The organism is Paenibacillus sp. J22P59 (genome assembly GCF_059383895.1).
This window is the reverse complement of the sequence record NZ_JBXENX010000009.1, coordinates 222,431-246,383: the sequence shown is the minus strand read 5'-3', so window position 1 is coordinate 246,383 and position 23,953 is coordinate 222,431. Positions and strand designations below refer to the sequence as shown.

24 protein-coding genes are annotated in these 23,953 nt (G+C 46.0%); 21 read left to right on the top strand and 3 right to left on the bottom strand.

The window, feature by feature from the left end; genetic code table 11:
* Nucleotides 1-511 precede the first annotated feature (511 nt).
* Nucleotides 512-1,579: a CotH kinase family protein gene (locus AC50YO_RS17535; protein WP_494849133.1), complete on the bottom strand. Its 1,068-nt coding sequence runs from the start codon at nucleotides 1,577-1,579 to the stop codon at nucleotides 512-514.
* Nucleotides 1,580-2,363: 784 nt separating this feature from the next.
* Here AC50YO_RS17535 and AC50YO_RS17530 point away from each other — a divergent pair.
* From AC50YO_RS17530 to AC50YO_RS17455, 16 genes are all read left to right on the top strand, one after another.
* Nucleotides 2,364-3,176 carry a hypothetical protein gene (locus AC50YO_RS17530; protein WP_494849131.1) on the top strand — a complete coding sequence of 271 codons (813 nt, stop codon included), beginning with the start codon at nucleotides 2,364-2,366 and terminating at the stop codon, nucleotides 3,174-3,176.
* 102 nt (nucleotides 3,177-3,278) lie between these two features.
* Entirely contained in the window at nucleotides 3,279-3,947 is a 669-nt protein-coding gene (locus AC50YO_RS17525) for a DUF2642 domain-containing protein (protein WP_494849129.1), read from the top strand.
* Between the two features lie 123 nt (nucleotides 3,948-4,070).
* Nucleotides 4,071-5,186: an endospore germination permease gene (locus AC50YO_RS17520; RefSeq protein ID WP_494849127.1), complete on the top strand. Its 1,116-nt coding sequence runs from the start codon at nucleotides 4,071-4,073 to the stop codon at nucleotides 5,184-5,186.
* Nucleotides 5,183-6,643, top strand: a complete 1,461-nt coding sequence (locus tag AC50YO_RS17515; protein WP_494849125.1) for a spore germination protein — start codon at nucleotides 5,183-5,185, stop codon at nucleotides 6,641-6,643. The genes AC50YO_RS17520 and AC50YO_RS17515 overlap by 4 nt, the downstream gene beginning before the upstream one ends.
* Nucleotides 6,640-7,791: a Ger(x)C family spore germination protein gene (locus tag AC50YO_RS17510; RefSeq protein WP_494849123.1), complete on the top strand. Its 1,152-nt coding sequence runs from the start codon at nucleotides 6,640-6,642 to the stop codon at nucleotides 7,789-7,791. Before AC50YO_RS17515 ends, AC50YO_RS17510 begins: the two co-directional genes overlap by 4 nt.
* A gap of 100 nt (nucleotides 7,792-7,891) precedes the next feature.
* Complete coding sequence (locus AC50YO_RS17505; protein ID WP_494849120.1) at nucleotides 7,892-8,116, top strand: hypothetical protein; 225 nt, start codon at nucleotides 7,892-7,894, stop codon at nucleotides 8,114-8,116.
* A gap of 24 nt (nucleotides 8,117-8,140) precedes the next feature.
* Nucleotides 8,141-8,539: a spore coat protein gene (locus AC50YO_RS17500; RefSeq protein WP_494849118.1), complete on the top strand. Its 399-nt coding sequence runs from the start codon at nucleotides 8,141-8,143 to the stop codon at nucleotides 8,537-8,539.
* 107 nt (nucleotides 8,540-8,646) lie between these two features.
* A complete protein-coding gene (locus AC50YO_RS17495) occupies nucleotides 8,647-9,138 on the top strand; it encodes an Lrp/AsnC family transcriptional regulator (RefSeq protein ID WP_494849116.1) in 492 nt (163 codons plus the stop codon).
* 13 nt (nucleotides 9,139-9,151) lie between these two features.
* The gene (locus AC50YO_RS17490; protein WP_494849263.1) at nucleotides 9,152-10,366 is read left to right on the top strand and encodes an aminotransferase class I/II-fold pyridoxal phosphate-dependent enzyme; all 1,215 of its coding nucleotides are present in this window, start codon (nucleotides 9,152-9,154) and stop codon (nucleotides 10,364-10,366) included.
* A gap of 215 nt (nucleotides 10,367-10,581) precedes the next feature.
* Nucleotides 10,582-11,154 carry a cob(I)yrinic acid a,c-diamide adenosyltransferase gene (locus tag AC50YO_RS17485; protein ID WP_494849114.1) on the top strand — a complete coding sequence of 191 codons (573 nt, stop codon included), beginning with the start codon at nucleotides 10,582-10,584 and terminating at the stop codon, nucleotides 11,152-11,154.
* Nucleotides 11,151-12,098, top strand: coding sequence for an RluA family pseudouridine synthase (locus AC50YO_RS17480; RefSeq protein ID WP_494849112.1), 948 nt, complete (start codon nucleotides 11,151-11,153; stop codon nucleotides 12,096-12,098). The genes AC50YO_RS17485 and AC50YO_RS17480 overlap by 4 nt, the downstream gene beginning before the upstream one ends.
* 620 nt (nucleotides 12,099-12,718) lie before the next feature.
* Nucleotides 12,719-13,081, top strand: a complete 363-nt coding sequence (locus tag AC50YO_RS17475; RefSeq protein WP_494849110.1) for an arsenate reductase family protein — start codon at nucleotides 12,719-12,721, stop codon at nucleotides 13,079-13,081.
* A gap of 7 nt (nucleotides 13,082-13,088) precedes the next feature.
* Nucleotides 13,089-14,297: an aminotransferase class I/II-fold pyridoxal phosphate-dependent enzyme gene (locus AC50YO_RS17470; RefSeq protein ID WP_494849261.1), complete on the top strand. Its 1,209-nt coding sequence runs from the start codon at nucleotides 13,089-13,091 to the stop codon at nucleotides 14,295-14,297.
* A 26-nt stretch (nucleotides 14,298-14,323) separates the two neighbouring features.
* Nucleotides 14,324-15,193, top strand: a complete 870-nt coding sequence (locus AC50YO_RS17465) for a 5'-3' exonuclease (RefSeq protein ID WP_494849108.1) — start codon at nucleotides 14,324-14,326, stop codon at nucleotides 15,191-15,193.
* Between the two features lie 51 nt (nucleotides 15,194-15,244).
* Complete coding sequence (locus AC50YO_RS17460; protein WP_494849105.1) at nucleotides 15,245-15,724, top strand: Fur family transcriptional regulator; 480 nt, start codon at nucleotides 15,245-15,247, stop codon at nucleotides 15,722-15,724.
* A gap of 172 nt (nucleotides 15,725-15,896) precedes the next feature.
* Nucleotides 15,897-17,255 (top strand): phosphodiester glycosidase family protein, encoded by a 1,359-nt coding sequence (locus AC50YO_RS17455; RefSeq protein ID WP_494849104.1) that lies wholly within the window; start codon nucleotides 15,897-15,899, stop codon nucleotides 17,253-17,255.
* 84 nt (nucleotides 17,256-17,339) lie between these two features.
* Here AC50YO_RS17455 and AC50YO_RS17450 read toward each other — a convergent pair whose 3' ends face one another.
* Nucleotides 17,340-17,615 (bottom strand): hypothetical protein, encoded by a 276-nt coding sequence (locus AC50YO_RS17450; RefSeq protein WP_494849103.1) that lies wholly within the window; start codon nucleotides 17,613-17,615, stop codon nucleotides 17,340-17,342.
* Between the two features lie 57 nt (nucleotides 17,616-17,672).
* Nucleotides 17,673-17,969 carry a DUF3055 domain-containing protein gene (locus AC50YO_RS17445; RefSeq protein ID WP_494849102.1) on the bottom strand — a complete coding sequence of 99 codons (297 nt, stop codon included), beginning with the start codon at nucleotides 17,967-17,969 and terminating at the stop codon, nucleotides 17,673-17,675.
* 188 nt (nucleotides 17,970-18,157) lie between these two features.
* Between AC50YO_RS17445 and AC50YO_RS17440 the strand changes: the two genes are divergently transcribed.
* The 5 genes from AC50YO_RS17440 to AC50YO_RS17420 all read left to right on the top strand — a co-directional run bounded on the left by AC50YO_RS17440 (nucleotide 18,158) and on the right by AC50YO_RS17420 (nucleotide 23,841).
* Nucleotides 18,158-19,144, top strand: coding sequence for an HRDC domain-containing protein (locus AC50YO_RS17440; RefSeq protein ID WP_494849100.1), 987 nt, complete (start codon nucleotides 18,158-18,160; stop codon nucleotides 19,142-19,144).
* A gap of 347 nt (nucleotides 19,145-19,491) precedes the next feature.
* The gene (locus AC50YO_RS17435) at nucleotides 19,492-19,953 is read left to right on the top strand and encodes a chemotaxis protein CheX (RefSeq protein ID WP_494849099.1); all 462 of its coding nucleotides are present in this window, start codon (nucleotides 19,492-19,494) and stop codon (nucleotides 19,951-19,953) included.
* Between the two features lie 104 nt (nucleotides 19,954-20,057).
* Nucleotides 20,058-20,831 carry an SDR family NAD(P)-dependent oxidoreductase gene (locus AC50YO_RS17430; RefSeq protein ID WP_494849098.1) on the top strand — a complete coding sequence of 258 codons (774 nt, stop codon included), beginning with the start codon at nucleotides 20,058-20,060 and terminating at the stop codon, nucleotides 20,829-20,831.
* A gap of 32 nt (nucleotides 20,832-20,863) precedes the next feature.
* Nucleotides 20,864-22,300 carry a DEAD/DEAH box helicase gene (locus tag AC50YO_RS17425; RefSeq protein WP_494849096.1) on the top strand — a complete coding sequence of 479 codons (1,437 nt, stop codon included), beginning with the start codon at nucleotides 20,864-20,866 and terminating at the stop codon, nucleotides 22,298-22,300.
* A gap of 299 nt (nucleotides 22,301-22,599) precedes the next feature.
* Nucleotides 22,600-23,841, top strand: coding sequence for an S-layer homology domain-containing protein (locus tag AC50YO_RS17420; protein WP_494849094.1), 1,242 nt, complete (start codon nucleotides 22,600-22,602; stop codon nucleotides 23,839-23,841).
* Nucleotides 23,842-23,953 lie beyond the last annotated feature (112 nt).

The window sequence follows — 23,953 nt, the reverse complement described above, 5'->3', positions numbered from 1 at the left end:
TCGTTGGTTACGAGTTTTCATTCATTCAAATTTTGTTATGGCGGCAACCTACTTAATCCGCTCATAGTTTGAAGCAGTGTGCTATAAAGTAACTTCTCTGTAGCTGATTAATGAGCTCGATAGAAGGATTAGAACGCATGACTGCTCATTTTCTTGGCGCTGTGAAGGAAGATCATTAAGGTATGAAGGGTAGCTCACATCATTGTCGTGAGTGGAGAGAAATCCTCTGAGATATGAGGATAACCTCATATCTCAGGAAGCTAGGTTCTTGAGGGATGAGGTTAGGCTCATACAACGCTTGTCATGTCGGGTGAGCAGGCTATATGGATGAGTATAGCCTCACAGATTGGTGAGGATGCCGCTATCGCGGTTGATGTTTTTCTTATATTGTCATAGCTGAGAATAGAAAAAAGCAGCACAGGAGTAGAACCTCCTGCACTGCTTTACTATATTTTCGCTATCGTATTTATAAGCTCGCGAACCTTTTTGATAACTTCTTTGATTGAATCTGTTAATTGTTCCATTCTTTTAAGGCCTCTTGAATAATTTCGCGCCTTTCTCTGACATAGTGAAGAATAAAGGAAGGTTCATTCAGATATGTGGTAAAGCTGCTTTTTCTCGTAAAATCATCACGTATGGCAGGGGTGATCTGATCGTACATACGGGTGACAGTGAAATCAATTTTATCCTCTGTAAAGGAGGTATTTAATAAGCGCTTCATAATGAGTTTGTATGTTTTGCGGCAAGAAGCAAAAGTAAAGAGCTTGCTTGTCAGCTTGTTATAGCCAACGAAACGGACGAGATCACTCCCACAAGGCTTTCCATAACAATTTCTGCCCCAGGTTCCCTCGTAGTCCCAAGGAATAATTCGATATTTTCCTGTTGCTCTGTGTTCATACAAGGCATAATTTTGATCAAATCCATCATAATTGCCCGTTAATACGGCGCCTGCCAGCCATAGTAAGTATTGTTTCACATCTAATCGTTTGGCTGTAAGCTCAACCAGTCTTTTGCCAGACAGATTATTAATGCCTCGCACGAATCGAACGAGACGCAGCTTCGTCTTCTCCTTCCCTTGAACAAGCTCATACCCGTCAAATAGTGAGGTCTTCTTATCCTTGGTAATGGGATCGATTAGACTGAAATCGGCGCTGTCATTAACGGCATATACGATAGAGCGGTAATGGATGCCCCGTTTCTCGAAAAACCTTTTATCCACCGATTCAATTTCCAAATATACGCCTTGCGGCTGTCCGTTTATTTCGACCTGGATATGCTGAGTTTCTGGCGAAGGTACACCTATTTGATTGAAGAAGTGAAAGGAAAGAGCATTGCGAATCATGGAGGGATCATCGAACTCCGCGTTCCAATGAAACGTCTTGCCCCCATCAATTCTAACTTCGAATGACTTCTTATTGTAATTGCGCGTATGGCCCCCACGTATACCGAACATGGCTGTGTAGGTTTTTCCGGACATTTCAATCGTTATGGGTTTAAACGCTCTATTCCAAGCATCCTCTTTCAAGGCAATAAGATCTGCGGCATTTATCGTTATTTTTCTAAGCGGAAGCTCCTCCATAATACGCACCCCTTGGGCAAAAGATAAAGCCTATCGTATACGATAGGCTTTTGTTCTTATTACCCTATTCCGCTCGCTTGAGTTTTGATACCATTTGCCCCTGAAGCTAATTAGTTCGAGAAGACTTATCTGCCAGAACGGTTGCCAGGGGAGCCGCCAGTGCGGTTGCCACGGGAGCCACCAGTGCGGTTGCCGCGAGAGCCGCCAGTGCGATTACCAGGGGAACCACCAGTACGGTTGCCACGGGAGCCGCCAGTGCGGTTGCCGCGAGAGCCGCCAGTGCGGTTGCCACGGGAGCCACCAGTGCGATTACCAGGGGAACCACCAGTGCGGTTGCCACGGGAGCCGCCAGTGCGATTACCAGGGGAGCCACCAGTGCGGTTGCCACGAGAGCCGCCAGTGCGGTTGCCACGGGAACCTCCGGTACGGTGACCATGGGAGCCTCCTGAGTGATGTCCACCCGAAAGGTTTTGTTCTTCTACAGTTTTTTGATCTGACATTTAATCTCCTCCTTAAACTCGGATAACATAGCTTATGTGTTGAATCTACTAATGTATGGGTTAAGCTCTTATTCTTTGAAAAATAGATACTAATCTAGTACCTCTTGTATGCGGGATACATATAAATATATTACATATCGTCTCCCATGATAGATGAAGTGAATCAGGTGTTGGAGGGATGCCAGCATAACAAGCTGAACCATAAGGAATTGTTCAAATGTCCACTGTCGGGTAGCTGTTAATTTAATAACCATTAATTAAGAAATTATCGGAGGGATTCATTCATGAGTTATTTTTGCCAATATCCGTTTGCAGGACAGTCTAATAATAGTAACAACCACAGAAGCGGTCGCAGAAACGAGCACAAAAGTGATCATAAAAGCAGCAATAAAGATGCTAAACGTGATTGCTTCAAAGAATTAATAGGGAAAAATGTGAAAATTAATAGAGGAGGCCCAGACTCCATCGAAGGGAAGCTTCTCGCCATTCCAGCGGATTACCTTGTAGTAAGCACAAAAGAGGGAATTGTCTATGTTAATCTTGAGCATGTAAAGAGTGTAAGTGAGCTTCAGCATCAAAAAAGCTCAGGACGGCAACGCGACTTCATCAGAGCAAACAGCTTCCAAGGGGTAATCAAAGCCTTTAATCAAGAGTTCGTACAAGTGAACTGGGGCGGACCTGAGAAGCTAGAGGGATTCTTGACTGAAATATGCAAAGATTCTATTAAGCTGGTTGATAATCGCCAAGTTATTCAAGTAGCAACTGAGCATATTAAATCGATCAAAAAAGCAGGCAAATCTGGTGGCGACCGTACAGGCGGAGATCGCACAGGTGGAAACAACAATAACAAGAGCAATAACAATAACAAGAGCAATAACAATGACAACAATAAAGATAAAAATAAGAACAATAATAAGAACGATAATAAGAACAAAAATAGAAACAGAAATGATCAAACAGGAGGCAACCGCACGGGAGGCGATCGTTCCGGCGACAACCGTCGCACGGGAGGCAGCCGTACAGGAGGCAATCGCTCTGGTCGTAACCGCACAGGAGGCAACCGTACGGGAGGCAGCCGCTCCGGCGGCAAAAGATAGGATTAAAGAGGATTAGCAACAGAGCCGGGTCGGCAGCTATGCCATGCCCGGCTCTACTATAGCGAATTTGGAAGAAAGCTTGGGTGAAAGGAGGCTGATTTCATGAAAAACCGCCATCCGCTGATAGACCAGCAAGTCGAAGTAGAGATAGCAGGGAAGATGAACCCTATACGCGGGAAATTAATTGAATTTGGTCAAGATATACTAGTTATGCATAACGGGTCTCAATTTTTATATGTGCCATTAGTTCATTTACAGCAGCTTAGACCCTCAACACACTCGGAGGATTTAACCGTTGACCTGCCTGAATTGCCATTCGAGCCTTATTCGGACCCTATTTCTTATCGCAAAATATTAATGAATGCCAAAGGCATGTTCTCTGAACTCTATATTACGGGCAACCAGTCTATTCATGGCTATGTTACAACCGTTATGAATGATTTCTTCGTATTCTATTCCCCGGTTTATCACAGTGTAATTGTCTCATTGCATCACCTGAAGTATTTGATCCCCTATAATCCTGACGTAACGCCCTATACGTTAACTGCAGAGCAATTCCCGTTAAAACCATCTCCTCTAACGCTTGCAAGAACGTATGATCAGCAGCTTCGCAAGCTTATTGGGAAGTTCGTGGTGCTTGATCTTGGAGGGAATCCGAATAAAACTGGAATTCTCAAAAATGTTGATCAGAATATGATTGAGCTTGCTAATGCGAACGGTAACGGTGTCTATTTGCATTTTAGCCATGTCAAAACGGTTCACGTGCCTTAAACAATAGAGCGTCCTCAGGATTGCCATTACGGTGAAGCTGAAGGGCGCTCTTTGATTTCTATTGGCGTGCATTACTTTTTTGCTCATGGGGAAAGCTGGGAAAGAAGGATGTGAACAACCAAGATGAACTCGACAATCAAACCATTCGGGCTATGGCCTGCCGTTATGATTATTCTTCTAACTGTTGGGCTCGTGAATCATGTTATGGTAGTGCCGCTATTATTGGATGTAGCTCAGAGAGATGCATGGTTATGCATTCCTGTAGCGATTATTATTGCACTGCCGATCGCTGCTTTTCCCCTGCATCGTGTATTGATAAAAATGAACGGTCAGCCGATTAATCAATGGATGCGTAAACAGCATATTCCTTCTTTTGTTGTGTGGATCATTATGCTGATCATTATTCTGATGCTGTTCATTATTGCCTTCGAGACCTTGGTCGATGTCGTATCTTGGACTACAGCAACTTATTTGCCTCGAACTCCTCCGCTTGTGATCAGCATCGTATTATGCCTCGTATGTTTGTTCGCTGCAATATCGGGGCTTAGAACGATCGCTTATGTATCCTGCATTTTATTGCCGATTGTAGTGGTATTAGGTGACTTTGTTATGACAGCGAACATGCCGGCAAAAGATTACCGATATTTGCTTCCGATGCTGGAAACGGGTCTTATGCCTGTGCTTAAGGGAGTCATGTATAGCTTGTCTTCCTTTATGGAGCTGACTTTATTATTGCTTATTCAGCATCATGTGAAAGGAAGATTCAAAAAGTGGCAGCTGCTGCTGCTTTCCCTAACTCTCATGCTGCTGACGATCGGACCAACAATCGGAGCGATTACGGAATTTGGACCGGTACAGGCTAAATCGCTTCATTTCTCTGCCTTTTCACAATGGCGCTTAGTGAAGATAGGGAAATATTTCGAGCATGTTGATTTTTTTGCCGTCTATCAATGGTTAGCTGGAGCATTCGTTCGAATAGCTGTACCGATATATCTGATTACAGAATTCAGCCCTTTTCATAAGCTGAAGCATCGTTGGATTGGATCGGCTGCCAGCATTATCCTCCTAATTACAGCTACCCATCTCATGCTGCGTAACATGCTGCAATTCAAACGGATCATGGAGCTTTATTTTTCAATCTCCTGGATCATATTCCTCTTTATACTTCTGCTCCTTTGGGCAGTGTCGTTCTTAAAGGCCAAACAACCATTGATGAATAAAGGGGGACAAAAGGGATGAGGGACAAGGAGCAGGTTAAAAGAAAGGAACGAATTGCTCGAATTATAGAGACGCTGAAGGGCTCCGAAGACGTCATTCTCCAAGAAATAACCGCAGGTGAGGAGAAGGAGCTATTCCAGCTTCTGTCTTGTGCGGGTATGGTCGATATGCAGACAATGTACATAGCACTGTGCCCGCAGCTTGATAAGCTCGCGGATCGGCTAAGATATGAAAGCAACACCTTTGAACAAGCCTCGCAGCATCCGTCGGCGGTGCATCCCGGCTCCTTAGGCAACCAGTTGCCTTTGGATACGAAGGAGGATGAGCAGAATTTCTATGCTTGTCTGTTCTCAGGAAGCGTACTTGTCATTCATAAAGAAAGTGGTCATGTCTATGAATTCGACATATCGAGCCAGCCGGGAAGACAGCCGGAAGAATCTTCTATGGAGCTGTCTCTCAAAGGCCCGCGTGACGGATTTGTAGAGAAATTATCAGTCAATGTTGCCTTAGTGCGCAGAAGGCTGCGTACCCCCGATCTGCATTGTGAATATTGGAAGATTGGGTCGGATACGCAGACAGAGGTTGCTCTTATGTACTTGAAGAGTGAAGCCGATTCGCAATTGGTTGAAGAGGCTAGACGAAGGCTTCGTTCCATTCATATTAAGGCTCTTCATGGCTCTTCCGAATTGGAGGAGCTTATTTCGGACCGTCCATATAGCTTATTTCCATTAGTGGACTACATTGGGCGGCCCGATTATGTCGTTCACTCCATGTTAAGGGGCAGAGTGACTTACTTTGTTGACGGATCGCCTACAGTTATTATAGCTCCCGCAAGCTTGACATTGCTGACCAAGTCACCGGAAGATGACCATCTTCCGTATTATTTCGTTTCTTTGGAGCGGCTGCTTCGTTACGTAGGTCTATGCCTAGCCCTTTTTCTTCCAGGATTCTGGATTGCGTTGTCTGCGTTTAATACCGATCAGGTTCCGTTTACTTTACTAGCGACCGTAACGATTTCTCGAATTGGTTTGCCGATTTCGTCAACGATGGAGATGTTCCTCATGCTTGCGATGTTCGAGCTCTTCAGGGAAGCGGGGGTACGGCTGCCCCGTCCTGTCGGTCAGACGGTCTCTGTTGTAGGCGGGCTTATTATCGGTGATGCAGCTATACGGGCAGGCCTAACATCTCCGACGATGCTAGTGACAGCAGCGATTACAGCCGTAGCGACATTTACGTTAGTGAATCAGTCCCTAAGCGGGACGGTCAGTATTCTTCGTTTTGTCATTTTGTTAATGTCTTCAATTTTGGGGATATTCGGCTTTTTTATCTCTATCTTTGGCTTGCTGATTTATATTTGCTCGCTTGAGTCTTTCGGCAGACCTTACCTATTCCCGTTGGCACCGATCAAATGGAAGATGCTAGTCTCATCCTTAATGCAGAAGCCATGGAAGAAGCGCCGGCCTGGAGGCAGATTATGAATGCTGTTCAAGCAATAAGAAAATGGCTGAAGCTGCTGCTCATTATTAGTATGCTGAGCATTACGACAGGATGTTGGGATGAGGTGGACCTGCAGGATGTGAGCTATGTCTCCGCGCTGGGGGTAGATTATGTAAATAATCAGTTTGTCGTCTATGCACAAGTCATATCCTTCAGTTCCATTGCCAAGACGGAGAGCCCTACGACAATCAGAAGCCCTCTATGGATAGGAAAAAAATCAGGGGACTCGATGTTCGATGCCTTGTTTTCGTTAATGGACACTTCCCAGTACTACTTGAGCTTCGATCATCTTAAGTCAGTTGTCATTCAAGAAAGAGCATTTAAAGAAATAAGGCCCATTATAGATGGGATTAATCGTATGCGATCTACTCGATTCACCTCTAATATTTTTGGCCTGCGTTCAGATATTCAAAAGCTGTTTGAATTGGATACTTTTTTTGAATCGACAGCTTTGACAAGTACATTATATTCTCCAATAATTGAACAGGAGCAGAACAGCTTCGTTGATCCGTTAACGATGCAGACCTTTATCAGAAGTGCAACTGAACCGGCTATGACCTCATTGCTGCCAGCCATTGTGTCAAGAGATCAGGATTGGAGAAATAATAAAAAAGCAATGAACCTGTCTGTCGTTGAAGGAGTATTTTCCTTTTATGATGATACGGGCGCGACTTTTTTTCATAGGGATCAGGTTGAAGGACTAGGTTGGATGAATGAAAACTTTAAGCGGCGAGTAGTCACAATCAAGGAAGACAAGCAGCTCGCTTCCGTGATCATTGAGAAGTCGCATATGACTGTCAAAGCCGTATGGTCTGGCGATGAACCTGAGTTCAAGCTCTTGTTGGAATTGAAGGGGCATGTTGTAGAGTGGGACTCAACGATTAGCCATGAGCAGTTGCCGCAAGTAGTTAACAAGATTGTAAAAAAACAAATTGAAGATACATATTTAAAAGGGTTAAAAGCAAACAGGGATTTATTCTCGCTAGAGCATGTGCTGTATCGCTATCACTATGGCAAGTGGAAGCAATTAAAGAAAAAGGATTGGAAGCTTTCACCGGAGGATTTAACAATTGAAGTGAATTGTCATATTAGGCATTTTGGGGAGATCGAGATTCAGGGGGGAGGCTGATGTCTTCAAATTGTTGATAGGCGTTTTGCAGATACATAAAACAAGAATGACGGGCTCATAATAGGTGTGGCTTGAACTTTGGCATAAAGGAGAATGGACCATGTTGAAACCAATCACGGCAAAGGAATTGGAGTATATCGCTGATTCGCTGTCTAATGAGGATTTGCTCATTAAGCAATGTACGATTCTGGCGACAGCATCCACCAATCCGACGCTTCGACAAGCAGGCTTGAATGAGCTCCATACCCATCAACAGCATTACCAGACTTTGATGCAGGCGCTGCAGCAGCATCAAAGCTTGGCACCTACACAGCCTCAGCAATAGCACTATCCAAAGGAGGGATAACGTATGTACCAACAACAATCACAGCAAGCATTGCCGGATGAGGATTTGGCTTATACGGTATTGTCTGATCTGAAGCGAGTTGTCCGCGAATATGCGACGGCTGCTACGGAAGCAGCTTGTCCAGAAGTTCGCCAGCTGTTCACGAATTTGCTTAGCAGCACATTGAAGCTTCAAGGAAGCTTGTTCCAAGCGATGCAATCGCAGAATATGTATAGTACAGCTTCTCCCGCATTACGCCAAGAGATTGATAAACAAACGAAGGAATATCAACAGACGCAGCAAAAGACTGCTCAATTTCTTCAACAGCGAATTGGCGGCAATTCGAACAATATCCAGTATGGTCAATATCAGCAGCCGCAGCATCAGAACAATCAGCAGTCCCATCAGCCGTATTATATGTAAGGAGTATGCTAAGACCCTTCGGGGTCTTTCGTTTTTTTCTTTGCAGGAAATTCCGATTCGTTGTAATATTATCTGTATACCACAGGCGTATTGGAAGGAGATTGGCGATGAACGAATTACAGTTAAAAGTGTTGGAATTGCTTAAGGAAGACGCGAGACGGGATGCAGAGCTGATTGCCACCATGCTTGATAAGCCAGTGGAGGAAGTGAAGCAGGCGATTACCGTACTAGAGAATGATCATATCATCGTCAAATATGCTACAGTTGTGAACTGGAGCAAGGTGGATGACGAGAAGGTTACGGCACTTATTGAGGTTCAAATTACACCAGAGCGCGGACGGGGCTTTGAAGGCATCGCCGAACGCATTTATTTATATCCTGAAGTGAAGTCTGTGTACTTAATGTCTGGAGCCTATGATCTGCTTGTGGAGATCGAAGGGAAAAGCTTGAAAGAGGTTGCCTCTTTTGTTTCGAATAAATTATCTCCTATCGACAAAGTATTGTCGACCAAGACGAATTTTATATTAAAAAAATATAAACAAGACGGAATTATCTTCGAGGAGCATGAAGGTGACCATCGTTTGATGATTTCGCCGTAAAAGGGTGATGGCAATGATAAAGGATAAAGGAATATTAACCTCTAACCCGGCAGATCGCCAATCGATGATGGATTATTTGTCACCACTGGCACGGGGAATCAAACCGTCTGGAATAAGACGCTTTTTTGATTTGGTGAGCACACGTAAAGATGTGATAACGCTTGGAGTTGGCGAGCCTGATTATGTAACGCCTTGGCATGTCCGCGATGCGGCTGTCTACGCGTTAGAGAAAGGCAAGACTCAGTATACCTCCAATGCAGGCATGCCTGAGCTGCGAGGCGCGATCGGTCAATATCTGCATGATCAGTTCGCAGTAGATTATAATCCTGCTGATGAGATATTAGTTACGGTCGGCGGAAGTGAAGCGATTGACCTGGCTCTGCGAGTGTTAATCTCGCCGGGCGACGAAATTATGATTCCAGAACCATGCTACATATCTTATTCGCCAATTACTACATTGAGCGGTGGCCGTGCAGTTGGGATTGAGACTTTTGCCAAGGATAATTTCAAGCTGAAGGCGGAATCGCTGCAAGCAGCTATCACGCCGAAGTCCAAAGTTCTTATTCTATGCTATCCTAGTAATCCTACAGGCGGCATCATGACCTATGAGGATTGGCTGCCGATTGCCAAGGTCGTAGAGGACAATGATCTGATCGTTATTTCCGATGAGATCTATGCGGAGCTGACCTATGGTTCGAAGCATGTTAGCTTTGCTGCTATGCCGGGCATGAAGGATAGAACGATCCTCGTCAGCGGCTTCTCCAAAGCTTTTGCGATGACAGGCTGGCGCATGGGCTATGCATGCGGTCATCCTGAACTGATTGGCGCGATGCTGAAGGTTCATCAATATACAGTTATGTGCGCTCCGATTATGGGGCAATATGCTGCTTTGGAAGCTCTGACTCCGCATGGACTGGAAGAGAAGGACAAAATGATGGAATCATACAATCAGCGGCGGCGTCTTGTTGTACAAGGATTCCGCGAGATCGGCCTCGATTGCCATGAGCCGGAAGGCGCGTTCTATGCTTTTCCTTCCATTCAGTCAACGGGTCTGACCTCCGAGCAGTTCGCACAGCGTCTTCTTGAAGAGGGCAATGTTGCGGCAGTGCCAGGCGATGTATTTGGCCTTGGCGGCGAGGGACATCTGCGCTGCTCCTACGCAACATCAATAACTCAGCTAACGGAAGCGCTAGATAGAATTGGACAATTCGTGCATAAGCTGAAGTAGGACTCTTATAATCAGTCAGCAAGCCAGTAGGATCTCCTTTCCTGCAAGCTTGCTGATTTTTTTGTGGGAATGGCTGATTTCATTCGAGATTCTTCAAGAAAACTCTGGGGTCACAACAGTTGGAAAGTATAAGGCAATGGCGAGAGAAAGCACTTATTTGTGTTATAGTAGTATCATAAATGATTATGAAGTAACTAACGGGGAGTGGAATACCCATGAAATTATATACTCGAACAGGTGACAGCGGTCAAACCTCATTGATCGGCGGACGTGTCCGTAAGGATGATATTCGCGTTGAAGCCTATGGCACCATTGATGAGCTGAACTGTTTCGTTGGTCAAGCAGCAGCGGAGGCGGCCAAGCATCAGGAGCTTAAGGAGCTGACCGAGCTTCTAATCGATATTCAACAAGAATTGTTTGATTGCGGCTCGGATCTGGCTTATGCGGTACCAGGAGCACCACTTAAGGTAACGGAGGAGCCAGCGTTGAAGCTCGAGACGATTATCGATCAATATATCGCTGAGGCGCCTGAGCTAACCCGTTTCATTCTCCCAGGCGGGAGTAGTGTATCCGCTCTTTTGCATGTATGTCGTACGGTATGTCGACGTGCGGAGAGACGGGTTGTAACGCTTATGGCAGAGCATCCGGTTAATGCTGAAGTAAGTAAATATTTGAACAGGCTCTCGGACTTTTTCTTCGCAGCTGCAAGAGTGGCGAACGCCAAGCTTGGCGTTCCCGATACGGAGTATGTAAGGAGCGCGGAAGTGTTCCGCAAACCGAAAAAATGACAGAGGATCGCTATTATAGACCGCTTGTTATAGATGTTGGCGCTGAGGAGCAAGGACTTGAGGTGAGGACTTTGCTCAAGCGCAGACTTGGTGTATCACGAACGTTGATGTCCCGTCTCAAGCTGACTGAGGAAGGTATTACCGTCAATGGGGTAAGAGCCTATACGTCAGCTAAGGTTGCTGAAGGGGATCAGATTGTTATTCGGATGGAGCAGGAAACGTCTGAGGACATTTTGCCTGAGCTTATTCCGATTGATATCGTTTTTGAGGATGAGTACTTGTTGATTGTGAACAAGCCTGCTGGTATTGTCGTTCATCCTACGCATGGTCATTATACAGGTACACTGGCTAATGGAGTGGTACAGCATTGGAAAGCAAAGGGTGAACGCGTGAGATTCAGGCCAGTGCATCGTTTGGATGAAGATACATCGGGCCTCGTAGCTATCGCCAAAAACCCTTATATTCATCAGCAGCTGTCTGATCAGTTGCAGGCAGGTACAATTATGAAGCTGTATCGTGCTTATGTGTACGGCAGCCCCGAACGAATGGAAGGGACAGTGGATGCCCCTATTGATCGTGATCCAGACCAGCCGCATGTCCGAATCGTTACACCAATAGGCTACCCGTCAGTGACTCATTATAAGACTGCGGCTGTATTCGGCAACGGCGATGCAGCGATGGTGAAGGTGAAGCTGGAAACCGGACGAACCCATCAGATACGGGTCCATATGCTGCATATTGGCTGTCCATTGATCGGTGACGGAATGTATGCGCCGGATTCGGTGAAGGCACCAGCATGGGAAGCGGCAGTAGGCCGCCAAGCCTTGCATGCGGAGACGCTAGGGCTTACGCATCCTATTACGAAGGAATGGATGGAGTGGACGGCTAGCCTGCCGAAGGAGCTTGTTAACCTTGAGCAGCTTTTGGGCAGTGTGTCACTATAATTTGGACTTGGAATGTCAGAGTTCACTGAGCTTATTATTAGCTGTCAATTAGTTGACTAATCAGCCGACAACGGATAGAACTGACTAATCAGCTTGGATTAGACAAGCAATTGAGCAGTAAGAGTGAGCATTCAAATACTCGGCTAGTAAGATGGCGAAGTCTTTCTCTAATAAGTGAAGTGAATTTCTCTATTTGTCTGGATTTGCAGGTGAAAAGGAGCAATAGTGAGTCTAGGTTCATGTTTGGAGAAGCTCACATCTTGAATAATGGGCCCTGGTTACGCTATCCGTCATTGAAGGCCGTAAAACAGTTGGTTATGTGAAGCTGTCTTCACTAATCCGTGAAAACGAATCACAGATATCTTTTATCATTACTGTGAGTCGTCTAGCACTTATGGATTACTCTAAATGGTGAAATAGATTCGCAGAAGTATCTCTAGTGACTTACACTAAAATTTGATAGATTCATGCAGTTGTGTCGATAAGGCTAACATTAAATAGTGAATTTCCACAGTAAAGCTATATAGAAACTACACGGGCTGAATGATATTCAGCAAAACGAAGTGCAAGCTCATGAAGTCAGTTATGCACTACAAAGCTTTGGAGGAGGAACATAAGAGATGAGTAAAGTAACGATCTATCAATATCCCAAATGCGGCACATGCCGATCAGCAGTGAAATCATTGCAAGCGAAGGGCAATGAGGTTGAGCTGAAGCATATTGTTGAGGAGACACCTACTGCGGATGAGCTGAAGCAGCTGGTAGCTAAGAGCGGATTGGATCGGAAGAAATTTTTCAATACATCTGGTGATGTATACCGCTCGCTGGGGCTGAAGGACAAGCTGGATACGATGAGTGAAGATCAGCAGTATGAATTGCTCGCATCCAATGGCATGCTTATCAAGCGCCCTATCGTGACAGACGGTACAAAAGTGACTGTTGGATACAAGGAAGAACAATTTGAACAAGAGTGGAATGGGTGATTCAGTCATGCAGGCGAAGCAATGGCGTTCCGATCGGTTATCGCAGCTAGGCTCTTCTATTTTTACAGAGGTGGCGCAGTGGAAGCAGCAGGCGATTCAATCAGGAGCAGATATTATTGATCTTGGTATCGGGAGCCCTGATAAGCCGCCTACCGCTGCTGTAAGAAAGGCGCTTAGTGATGCTGCTCTTCGCTCTGATGTCTATGCTTATCCGGGTTCACATGGAAGCAAGGCTTTTCGTGAGCAAGCTGCCGCTTGGATGGATTATCGGTTCGGAGTAAAGGTAGATCCCGTAGAGGAAATAGTCTCGCTTATGGGTTCTCAGGATGGATTGGCCCATCTGGCTATGGCATTATGCAATGCAGGTGATATTGCGCTTGTTCCTGATCCTGGTTACCCCATCTATACAGCAGCGCTTGCCCTTGCTGGAGTAGAGCCTTATTTGATGCCGCTGAGAGCGGACAATGATTATTTGCCGAATTTGGATAGGATTCCGGATGAAGTCTGGGATCGCGCCAAATTTATTTTGCTGAACTATCCGGGCAATCCTATATCTGCTATTGCGGATTTGAGCTTTTTCGAGCGGGTTCTGGTCAAGGCTCGTGAGCATGGCGTGCTGGTGGTTCATGATGCGGCTTATTCCGAAATGGCATTCGATAGTGTTGAGCCGCCTAGTATATTAGAAGTGCCAGGTGCTCTGGATGGTGCTGTTGAATTTCATTCGTTGTCAAAAAGCTTTAATATGGCAGGCTGCCGTATTGGTTTTCTAGCGGGTAATCGAGAAGCTGTAGGTGCGCTGCGGGAGCTGAAAGGCAACATTGATTACGGCGTATTCGCGGCTATTCAAGAGGCTGGAGTCGTTGCGTTGAAAGAAGCTATGTCGGACAAAGAGAAGCCTCCGAAGGCAGGACATTTATATGAGCGCCGGCGGGACTTATTTATCGAGGCGCTTCGTAAAGAGGGCTGGGAGGTTGCAAAGCCAAAGGGCACGATGTTCATATGGGCCGCCTTGCCTAATATGGCGTGGAGCTTGTCTGAGCCATGGACCTCCCGTCGAATTTCCCAGGAAATGCTCGAACGAATCGGGGTTGCTGTCATTCCTGGAGAAGCCTTCGGCAGTGAAGGAGAAGGCTACGTCAGGATTGCATTGGTTGAAGATGAGGAAAGGCTGCTCGAAGCAGCAAGACGGATTGGAAGCTTCATTAGAGGGTGTTAGTTATAGAATGTGGAGAGTGAGCTTATATGATAGAACCAAAGAAAACGTTGATCGTCGATGGGATGGCTCTTTTATTTAGGGGATTTTATGCAACCTCCTATGGCGGATATATTAGAAAGACAGCAACCGGGCTGCCTACAAACGCGGTATATGGCTTTATTCAATATTTATTTGATGCCATTAAAGAATATAGCCCGACTCATATTATTTGCTGCTGGGATATGGGAAGCAAGACCTTCCGCAGCGAGTTGTTTGATCAATACAAATCGAATCGAGTGGCACCTCCTGAAGAGCTGATTTCACAGTTCGACTTGGTTAAGGATGTCGTTACCTCATTAGGGATTTCCAACTTGGGTCTACATCATTATGAAGCTGATGATTGCATTGGTACCTTGGCGGCTCTTATTAGCGGGGAATCGGAAGTTGTTATATTGACAGGTGATCATGACATGCTTCAATTGTTATCGGATCAAGTATCGGTATCGATTATGAAAAAAGGCAGATCGAATTATTGCTTGTATACGCCAGCTCTATTATGGGAAGAGAAGCAGATAACCCCTGCTCAAATGATAGATTTGAAGGGCTTTATGGGAGATACGAGTGATAATTATCCTGGCGTGCGCGGTATTGGGGAGAAAACAGCACTCAAGCTATTGCAGCAGTTTGCTACGGTGGAAGAGGTTCTTGATAATTTGGACTTGATTTCTCCATCCGTTAGGAAGAAGATAGAAGCAGATAGAGAGATGCTTATTCTATCGAAAGCATTGGCTACAATCAAGCAAGATACGCCAGTAAGCTGCAACTTGCATGAATGCGTTCTTCAAATCAGCCGAGAGTCAGCCGAGAAAAGGTTCAAAGAGCTTGAATTCGAAAGCCTGCTCAAGCTGATCAGTTAAACAAGCTATGATTGATATGGAATGCCACGCCTCATTAAGGAGGAATACTGGATGATGAATTTAGCTTCAGAACTAGAGCGGATCAATCGGTCTCTGATCGCCAATGGATATAAGCTCACAACCCAAAGGGAAAAAATAGTAAGCGTGCTGCTCGAGCATGCCGAGGAGCATCTTAGCGCTGAGAATGTATATATGCTGGTCAAAGAGAAGTATCCGGAGATTGGCCTCGCTACGGTCTATCGTACGCTTGAGCTGCTGGCAGAGCTGCAAATTGTCGCCAAAATGAATTTTGGCGACAACGTCGCGCGATTTGATCTTCGTGATGCCAATCATGAACATATGCATCATCATCTAATCTGTCAAGTATGCGGTTCATTGCAAGAAATAGAAGAGGACTGGCTGCAGGAGCTTGAGGAACGCCTTGAACGCGAGCTAGGCTTCAAGGTGCTGGATCATCGCCTTGATTTCACTGGCAAGTATCATAAATGCCGAAAAGGCAGATGTAAGAGAACCCGCAAGGCGGTTTCATAGCTATAGTGAACGGGTAGTAGAGATTGTCCTTAGGGCAATCTTTTTTTTATATTCAGGGCGTAACAAACAGGATCTCCTATTTGTTGTTAAAAGTAGGCCTTCGCATTCCGATATACTAGAATAGGCGAGAATAAATTCAAATCAGTCATCAATCAAGGAGTGAAAAGAAGTAATGAAAAAGCCAGCGATTGTTGTAATGATCGGAGCGCTTGCTTGTTCTCTATTAATGGGAGCAGGAGCAAATGATAGGCAGGTGGAAGCTGCGGCAGCAGACAGCACCGTAAAGATATCGTATCCTGCAGCAGCAGTCACACTGACGACAGACAAGCGACTTCCACTTGAGAGCAAGCTGAAGCTGTCAAAAGAGGTGCCTGTTCTGTATGAATCAGGCAATCCGGCAATTGCACGGGTGAATAGTGCGGGCGTTGTAATTCCGGTCGCAACAGGGACGACGAATATTTGGATTAAGTCGGCTTCATCGGGCTATAAAGGACAATTGAAGCTCCCAGTAACGGTGAAGAAGGGTGTCTCTAGCCTGAAGGCTGTACATTCATCCAAAACGGTTAAAGTTTCGGGAAAATCCTATACAGTGCAGACAGTGACTATCCCAAAAGGGATGCCAGTAACAGCAGGGTTGTCCAGCCGGACAGTCGGTGCGCTTCAACCACTGCTTAGTATAGCGAAGGCCTACGGGGCAGATACCGCGATTAATGGCACCTATTTTGAAGCATATGGCGGGGTGCCTGACCCGTACGGAACAGTAATTAGCGATGGCATCGTTGAGCATATCGGGAATACAGGTACAAGCGTTGGATTCAAATGGGATGGAACGGCTGTTATGGATACGCTTCGCGTGAAAATAAAGGGTGCTACAGACGGCTCCTATAATCATCCGAATAATTGGTATGTTTATTTCGTGAATCGTACACCGACGCAGGGGATTGCTTCTGCTGTTATGTTCACACCGAAGCGTGGAGGCAAAGTTGGCTTCAGCTATGGCTCTGCTGTGACTGTACGCAAGGGTGTCGTGACGAAGGTGGGCAAGAATAGCAATGCGGCCATTCCCAAAGATGGTTATGTATTAGTGTTCAATGGAGCGGAAGAGAAGCTTGCGAGCCGATTCAAAGTAGGAACGCAGGTGGATTATACCGTAACGTATACGAATGCGGCCGGACAAGAGATTGACTGGAATAATGTGCATACGGCTATCGGAGCAGGTCCGCGTCTTGTAAAAGACGGTAAACTAGCTGTTAATCCAGCTCAGGAAGGGTTCAGCAGCCCGAAAATATTAACAGCGGGCGGTGCCCGCAGCGGAATTGCAATTAAGAAGGACGGAACGATCATAATTGCTACTGTACCTGGCGCAACAATCAAGCAATGGGGCAGCATCATGCTGCAGCTTGGCGCTTATCAGGCTATGAATTTGGATGGAGGCGCATCGTCCGGACTCTATAAAGATGGTAAGCTTATGACTTCGCCCGGTCGTGAATTAAGCAATGCCCTCGTATTCGGCAAAAATTTGAAGTGGTAATCATAGAATGCCCCTGCTCTTCGCCTTATTTAGAGGCATGAGGAACAGGGGCATTCTTGTATGATACAGGGTTAAGCTTATGCGTTAGGGCTCATCCAAAGCATCCGGAATGGCCTCATAATCGTCATCGCCGGGATAGTCTCGTCCAAGTCCTGCATGAAGGGAACGGTTCTCATAGGAAAACCGATTGGAAGGACGTTGATCGACACGCCATGGCGTACTTTTTCCAAGTGATTCAGACAATAGGCTGGCACCATAAGGCCCTTCTGGAAATTCCTCTGGAATCAAGTCATTGCGTTGCGATTCCACCGTAGATACATCCGTGTATTCATTGCGTTCTTCGTCGACAAACCGATCCACTCAATAATCCCTCCTGAAATAGCTGCTTGTTGTGCTAACTATCTCAGTGTTCCCTGATTAATCGGTAAAATGCACCGTTCCCACCACAAAATATAGAAATTGGGCAAGCTCGGAAGCCTCTTCCTCAGTTATCTTGAAGGTGTGCTCCAAATAGCCTTCTTCCTCAAGATCATCTGGCCCGATAATGGCGGTCCGGCCAGATTGCAGGTCAACGATGAGCTTCTTGCCGTAGAATCGGCTTGTAGCTGTGATAGCAAGGTCAAATCGCTTCATGCTCGGTACGATAAAAGTGACAAATCGGGTTGAGGTGTCCTCGGTTGTATCGGACATAAAATCAAAGTCAGGCAACAGCATAATAAAAATCCTCCACTCATTGGTTTCATTCATTATACATCAATAATGCTTGTCAGACAGGGAGCAATATGGTAGCATACAGGTAATTGAATGTTTGGACGTGAGGAAGCACCTCTTTTGCCTATGGCGGAAGAGGTGCTTTTTGTCGTTCTATCCATTCATACTATATTTATTTTGGGAGTGAATGTATGATGCAAATCGTATTTTTGAACACCTTTGATATGCTGATCTCGGATGGCCCAGTTGTCAGTGGACAACTGTCGATTCGTGAGAGTGAGGGGATTTGGAGCGTTGTTTGGTCGGAAGGTGAAGGGACCCAGTACTCTTGGTTTGAGGGCACCTCATGGGAGGAGATGATGGCTGCTTTTCGCCACGGTGTGGCAGTCAAGATGGGTGAGGGCTATACCCCAGTTATTGATGGCATGCTGGAGGATAAGCGTGCTACTATTGGAAGCTTCCAGTCAATGCTTCATTGCTATGGGGAGCACTATGGGAATCAGGAATTATTCGAGGAGCTTCGAGAATGGCGCCGTAATAAAGCGGCAGAAGAGAAGAAATCCGCCTATTTAATTGCAACCAATCGGATGCTGTGGATGATCAGCGCGTTCATTCCCCATACCTCAGAAGAGCTGCTGCAGCTTCCCGGTTGGGGGGAGGGCAAGCATTCCGCCTATGGCCCTGACATTCTTGCGATCACAGTTAAAGAGTCTCGTACGACACAGTTTCCGCTGCAATGGGTGACGGGTAAGTTGGATTCCTCTGTTTATACCAAATGGGTTTATAAACAGAAGGAAATTAAGTACAAGAATGATATGACGAAGCAACAACAGAAGAAGTTCATTCTAAGCTTCATAGGAAGTGGAGGCACGCTTGAGCAATTGGTTGCCAAGCTGGAATTGCCGCGCCGTGAGATTATGGACCGGATCGAGCAATTGGAAACGGAAGGCTATGATTTTGAAGCCTTGATTACGAGAGAGCTGTCTGCTATGCCTGAAGCGGAGCAGCAGCTTGTAGAAGAAGCTTTCCGGTTGGAGGGAGACCGCTATTTGAAGCCTGTGCTGCAGCATGTCTATGGAGCAGAGGGAGTGAAGGATAAACAGGCAGATGTATTATATGAGAGGTTGAGGCTGCTGCGTATGCGATATCGCAAACAAAGCGAGCAACAGGCGATGTAATGCTACAATATTAGTCTGAATTAACGGGTATTCCGTGGAGTGTTCCAAGCCTAAGAATACCCGTCCTGGTTATTAAATAGTTAGGAAAGCCTCTCTCTTTCTTCCCTTATAACCTTCACGTCCGATTTTTCCCTGTAGGATGTTAATAGTGAAGAATATAACCAATTCCACCATTTGGATGATAGGTTATCTTCCATTATAAAGGGATAGAAACAACACAGAGTCTAAATACATAGGACTAAAGTTTCAATAATAATGAAATTAGTATACTTGTCCTACATGTTTAAGTATAATAGAGACTATATTAGCACATGCGCGAACTTTGTCGAAAAGGAGCGTTTCTCTTTATGAAGGCAGAATATATTAATCCGTTTCTTGAATCAGCAAAAATTGTAATTGAACAGGTCATTCAGATACGTCCATCGACCGGAGAATTAGGGTTGAAGGATATTAAATTTGTTGAGAATTATATCTGGATTCAAATTGGTCTGAATGGTCAGATGAATGGAGACATTGTGTTTGGGCTTAGTGAAGAGGTAGCGCTAAAAATGGTATCGGCCATGATGGGCGGATTCGTTATCTCAGAGATGGATGAGATTGGACGCAGTGCTATATCGGAGCTTGGTAACATGATTAGTGGCAATGCCAGCACGATGCTGTTCAATCAAGGGGTAAGAGTAGATATTACGCCTCCCAAAGTGATCCATTCCGCTACAGCAGCAGGGTTTTCTGATAGGCAGGCGTTAACGATTCCGCTCATTATGGAGGGAATCGGCGAATTTGATATTCAAGTGTTAGTCGCCTCATAAGCAGGAACAGCTCCCTCGGGAGTTTTTTTTTTGCTTCTATAGGCATGTTCGAGTACACTTGAAGGATAACAAGGGATGAATATTGGCATAAGGGTGATGCTTGCTTGCTGCAAGGAAAAGTAGTTCTTATATCAGGAGCTTCCAGTGGTCTTGGTGCTGTAACAGCTAAGCTGTTAGCACAGCGCGGGGCAATACCTGTACTCACCGGACGCAATAGGGACAAGCTTCATGAGAGCGCAGCTGCGCTTGGGGCGGGGTGTGCCGTCTACCAAATGGACGTTACCAATAATGAGCAAGTGGAGCAAACGGTTGGTGATATCATCGCGAAATACGGGAGAATCGATATTTTATTGAATAATGCTGGATTCGGTAAATTCGAAAGCTTCCTTGATGCATCCGTTGAGAGCTTCGAGCAGATGATGGATACGAACTATATGGGGACGATTCGATGTACGAAGGCGGTCCTGCCATACATGCTGAGACAAGGTTCAGGACATATTGTCAATATTGCATCTATGGCTGGGAAAATAGGCTCCGCCAAGTCGACGGGCTATTCGGCTTCCAAGCATGCTGTGCTGGGATTCACGAATTCTCTGCGAATGGAATTGAAAAGCAAGGGTATTTATGTCTCGGCGGTGAATCCTGGACCGATAGCTACTGATTTTTTTGCGCTCGCTGACCCTACCGGTGCCTATGTGAAGAATGTAGGCTGGTTCATGATGAAGCCTGAGCATGTAGCACGTTCCATTGTCCGAGTAATGGAAAAAAGAAAAGCAGAGGTTGATTTGCCTGTAGCAGCATCTGTAGGAATTAAGCTGTATCAGCTGTTTCCTCGTTTAATAGATCGGTTTTTTGGAAGCTTGTTTAATCGAAAATGAAAATAGGGTTTGAATAAGAGAGGTATGCATGTATGAGTAAGCAGACGTGGATTGATCTTGGAATAAAGGAGCCGCTTGCTGACAAGCTGGTGGCTAATGGAATTATTGAACCGACAGTGGTTCAGGCGGAGACACTGCCTATTCTCCTCGGAGGCCGTGATGTATCTGCACGTTCTCAGACAGGCACTGGCAAGACGCTGGCGTATTTGTTGCCTCTTCTGCAGCAGCTTAACGCTTCTTCGGGTGCTATACAAGGAGTCATTCTGGCCCCTACGCAAGAGCTGGCGATGCAAATTGTGCGAGTCGCCGAGATTTATGTCGAGCCGTTGGGCCTTCGTGTGCAGCAGTTGATCGGAGGAGCCGCATTGAAGCGCCAGGTAGAAAAGCTCAAGCTGCGCCCGCAGCTCGTAGTGGGAACGCCCGGCCGTATTCATGAGCTATTGAAGCTGAGGAAGCTGAAGCTGCATGAGGTTCGCAGCGTAGTCATTGATGAGGCGGATCAAGTATTCGAGCTGGGCTCTACCCGCGAGGTGGAGGCTATTCTGTTCGCGATGGGGAATGAGAGACAAATTGCTTTCTTTTCCGCAACGTATCCTGATCAGATGGCTCGCTTCGAAAGCCGATGGATGAAGGATCCGGCACGAATCCAGGTTGCACCGCAGCATCGCGTATCGGAGACGATTGAGAATTTCTATATCGTAAGCGACAAACGGGACAAGACAGACACGGCTCGTCGTCTTATTAGACTATTGAATCCCAAGAGCGCGTTGCTATTTCTTAATGCAACAGATAATATAGCCAATTGGGAATCGAAGCTCAGCTATGAAGGCTTTACGGTTGAAACGTTGTATGGTGATGCAGACAAGCAGCGTCGGGCAGCCACATTGACGAGGTTCCGGGAGGGTCGCTGCCAGCTTCTGCTGGCAACAGATGTGGCGGCACGTGGATTGGATATCGAAGGACTGACGCTAGTCATTAATTTGGACCCTGCCAGTGATGCCGATCATTATGTTCACCGCGCAGGCAGAACTGGAAGAATGGGGCGTTCGGGGACAGTGGTCTCCATCGTAACTCCGCAAGAGCAGTTCATAATGGAGAAATTCCGCAAGCAGCTGGTTATTGAATTGCCGGAGAAAGCGATGTACAAAGGCAAGCTGGTCGCTCCTGATGAGGTTCGCCGCCCTGTTGCACCTGCTGGTCGTGGAAGTCAATTCGATAAGCAAGTGAGACCGGATAGAGAGCATGCTTCAGAGCCAGTGAAACGTGAAGCAGAGCCGGAGCTGACGGTAGAAGCAGTGAAGTCGGTTGCCTCGCGTACGAGCTCTGTTAAGGGAATTGCGAAGCCGGAAGCATCTCGCGTTCCGCGTCCTGCTGCTCCAAGCAAGCAGAGACAGGAGAAGCAGCGGGATAAGAAGAATAAGGGTGCGCCGAAATGGCTTAAGGCCAAACGTGAAGGAAGCGACACCTAATATACAGATGAAGACAAAAGGATTCATGGCATGATGAAGAGTGCCCTTTAAACTAGACATTGGAGTACCCATTGGGGGAAGCCGCTGTCTGTTTGAAGGGCATTTTTTTATGCATAAAAATACGGATTCGTGCATCGACATTACATACTACAAATGGAACGGATTTCTAGTCATATGGTCCCCTTTTTCCGGGATAAACGGGCAGCACCCCCAAAAAACGAATTGCCTTCAACGAAACGTATAGGCGAAGGTAAACGCGGCAATGATCCGCAAAATCGTGATAAGGGAGAGTGACTGTTATGACTAAACAAGCAATATGGAAAAAGGCGTTAATGTCCTCATTGGCTGTCATGATGTTGACTGGAGGAGCGGCTTCGGCATTCGCACAGGGCAAGCACCATGATAATGACGACAAGAAGCATGAAAGCTCTAAGGGAGATAAGAAAGACAAGAACGATAAAGATAGAGATGATGACGACGATGACGATGAGATAAAAGTAACATGGAAGTTTGAGGATGAGGATGATCTGGAGTGGGCGACGGAATACATTATGCGGATGGCCTCCAAAGGGGTATTCACAGGGTATCAGGATGGCACCTTTAAACCGCATCAGAAAATATCCCGTATTGAAACCTTAGTGGCGGCTGTTCGTTTGATGGGCCTTCGTGAGAAGGCGGAATCGGCCGAGGAGCAAAAGACCGATCTTAACTTCCGCGATGCCAACAAGATCGAGAAGAAATATCCTTGGGCAGTAGGCTATGTTGCTGTTGCGGTCGAGAATGACCTGTTCGCAGAGACAGATACGGAAGTGAAGCCTGAGGAAAATGCTACGAGATTATGGGCCGCAACTATTCTTATTAAGGCGCTTAAGCTTGAAGATGAAGCAAAAGCATTGAATAATGAGAAGCTGAACTTCAAGGATGCGAAGAACATACCGGCTGGTTCAGTTGGTTATGTTGCTCTGGCACTGAAAAAAGGCATTATTACAGGCTATAATGACCGGACCTTCCGTCCGAACCAGCCGGTAACAAGAGCAGAGCTTGCAGCGCTTCTGGACCGGACGGATGTGGAAATGCCGGATCATGATGCAAAAGCGATTACCGGCAAACTTAAGGCCGCTGCATCTGGCAACCAGGTAACGATTATTAAGCCAGACAATAAAGAGCTGACGCTCAGCGTTGATCCTAATGTATTTATTTTCCGAGAGGATAAAAAAGCACCGCTGAGCTCTCTTGCAGCTGGTGATGAAGTTCTCGTTCGGACCTATCAGAATCGTGTCGTCTTCATTGAAGTGACGAAGTCGGCTCCGACAGTAACCCGCTTTACGGACTATGGAACGATTAATACGGTAACGGTTAATTCTTCCGGCAAGCTGGCGACTATTGCGATTACACGAAGTGTAAATAATGAAGCAAATACGAAAATCTACAACGTGGATGCGAATGTGCAGATTATTGGCAATGCAGGCCAGCTGTCTAGCGGACAGTTTGTAGAGGTTTCCGGTGATAACAATGTAGTCAAGTCGATCAAAATTAAGTAGTATCTCTATATGGCAGACAGCTTCCGATTGATCGGGGCTGTCTGTTTTTTTGTATTTTGATCCAATATTCGTTATGCTGATAGAAGAGATTTCTATCTATTGTATTGAAGGT

Bases quoted from the DNA above. Each gene is read 5' to 3' on its own strand.
- AC50YO_RS17455 (WP_494849104.1), top strand. From the start codon at position 15,897: ATGAAAAAGCCAGCGATTGTTGTAATGATCGGAGCGCTTGCTTGTTCT.
- AC50YO_RS17470 (WP_494849261.1), top strand. From the start codon at position 13,089: ATGCAGGCGAAGCAATGGCGTTCCGATCGGTTATCGCAGCTAGGCTCT.
- AC50YO_RS17525 (WP_494849129.1), top strand. From the start codon at position 3,279: ATGAAAAACCGCCATCCGCTGATAGACCAGCAAGTCGAAGTAGAGATA.
- AC50YO_RS17490 (WP_494849263.1), top strand. From the start codon at position 9,152: ATGATAAAGGATAAAGGAATATTAACCTCTAACCCGGCAGATCGCCAA.
- AC50YO_RS17440 (WP_494849100.1), top strand. From the start codon at position 18,158: ATGATGCAAATCGTATTTTTGAACACCTTTGATATGCTGATCTCGGAT.
- AC50YO_RS17530 (WP_494849131.1), top strand. From the start codon at position 2,364: ATGAGTTATTTTTGCCAATATCCGTTTGCAGGACAGTCTAATAATAGT.
- AC50YO_RS17460 (WP_494849105.1), top strand. From the start codon at position 15,245: ATGATGAATTTAGCTTCAGAACTAGAGCGGATCAATCGGTCTCTGATC.
- AC50YO_RS17515 (WP_494849125.1), top strand. From the start codon at position 5,183: ATGAGGGACAAGGAGCAGGTTAAAAGAAAGGAACGAATTGCTCGAATT.
- AC50YO_RS17505 (WP_494849120.1), top strand. From the start codon at position 7,892: ATGTTGAAACCAATCACGGCAAAGGAATTGGAGTATATCGCTGATTCG.
- AC50YO_RS17420 (WP_494849094.1), top strand. From the start codon at position 22,600: ATGACTAAACAAGCAATATGGAAAAAGGCGTTAATGTCCTCATTGGCT.
- AC50YO_RS17520 (WP_494849127.1), top strand. From the start codon at position 4,071: ATGAACTCGACAATCAAACCATTCGGGCTATGGCCTGCCGTTATGATT.
- AC50YO_RS17445 (WP_494849102.1), bottom strand. From the start codon at position 17,969: ATGCTGTTGCCTGACTTTGATTTTATGTCCGATACAACCGAGGACACC.
- AC50YO_RS17535 (WP_494849133.1), bottom strand. From the start codon at position 1,579: ATGGAGGAGCTTCCGCTTAGAAAAATAACGATAAATGCCGCAGATCTT.
- AC50YO_RS17500 (WP_494849118.1), top strand. From the start codon at position 8,141: ATGTACCAACAACAATCACAGCAAGCATTGCCGGATGAGGATTTGGCT.
- AC50YO_RS17495 (WP_494849116.1), top strand. From the start codon at position 8,647: ATGAACGAATTACAGTTAAAAGTGTTGGAATTGCTTAAGGAAGACGCG.
- AC50YO_RS17485 (WP_494849114.1), top strand. From the start codon at position 10,582: ATGAAATTATATACTCGAACAGGTGACAGCGGTCAAACCTCATTGATC.
- AC50YO_RS17475 (WP_494849110.1), top strand. From the start codon at position 12,719: ATGAGTAAAGTAACGATCTATCAATATCCCAAATGCGGCACATGCCGA.
- AC50YO_RS17480 (WP_494849112.1), top strand. From the start codon at position 11,151: ATGACAGAGGATCGCTATTATAGACCGCTTGTTATAGATGTTGGCGCT.
- AC50YO_RS17425 (WP_494849096.1), top strand. From the start codon at position 20,864: ATGAGTAAGCAGACGTGGATTGATCTTGGAATAAAGGAGCCGCTTGCT.
- AC50YO_RS17465 (WP_494849108.1), top strand. From the start codon at position 14,324: ATGATAGAACCAAAGAAAACGTTGATCGTCGATGGGATGGCTCTTTTA.
- AC50YO_RS17435 (WP_494849099.1), top strand. From the start codon at position 19,492: ATGAAGGCAGAATATATTAATCCGTTTCTTGAATCAGCAAAAATTGTA.
- AC50YO_RS17510 (WP_494849123.1), top strand. From the start codon at position 6,640: ATGAATGCTGTTCAAGCAATAAGAAAATGGCTGAAGCTGCTGCTCATT.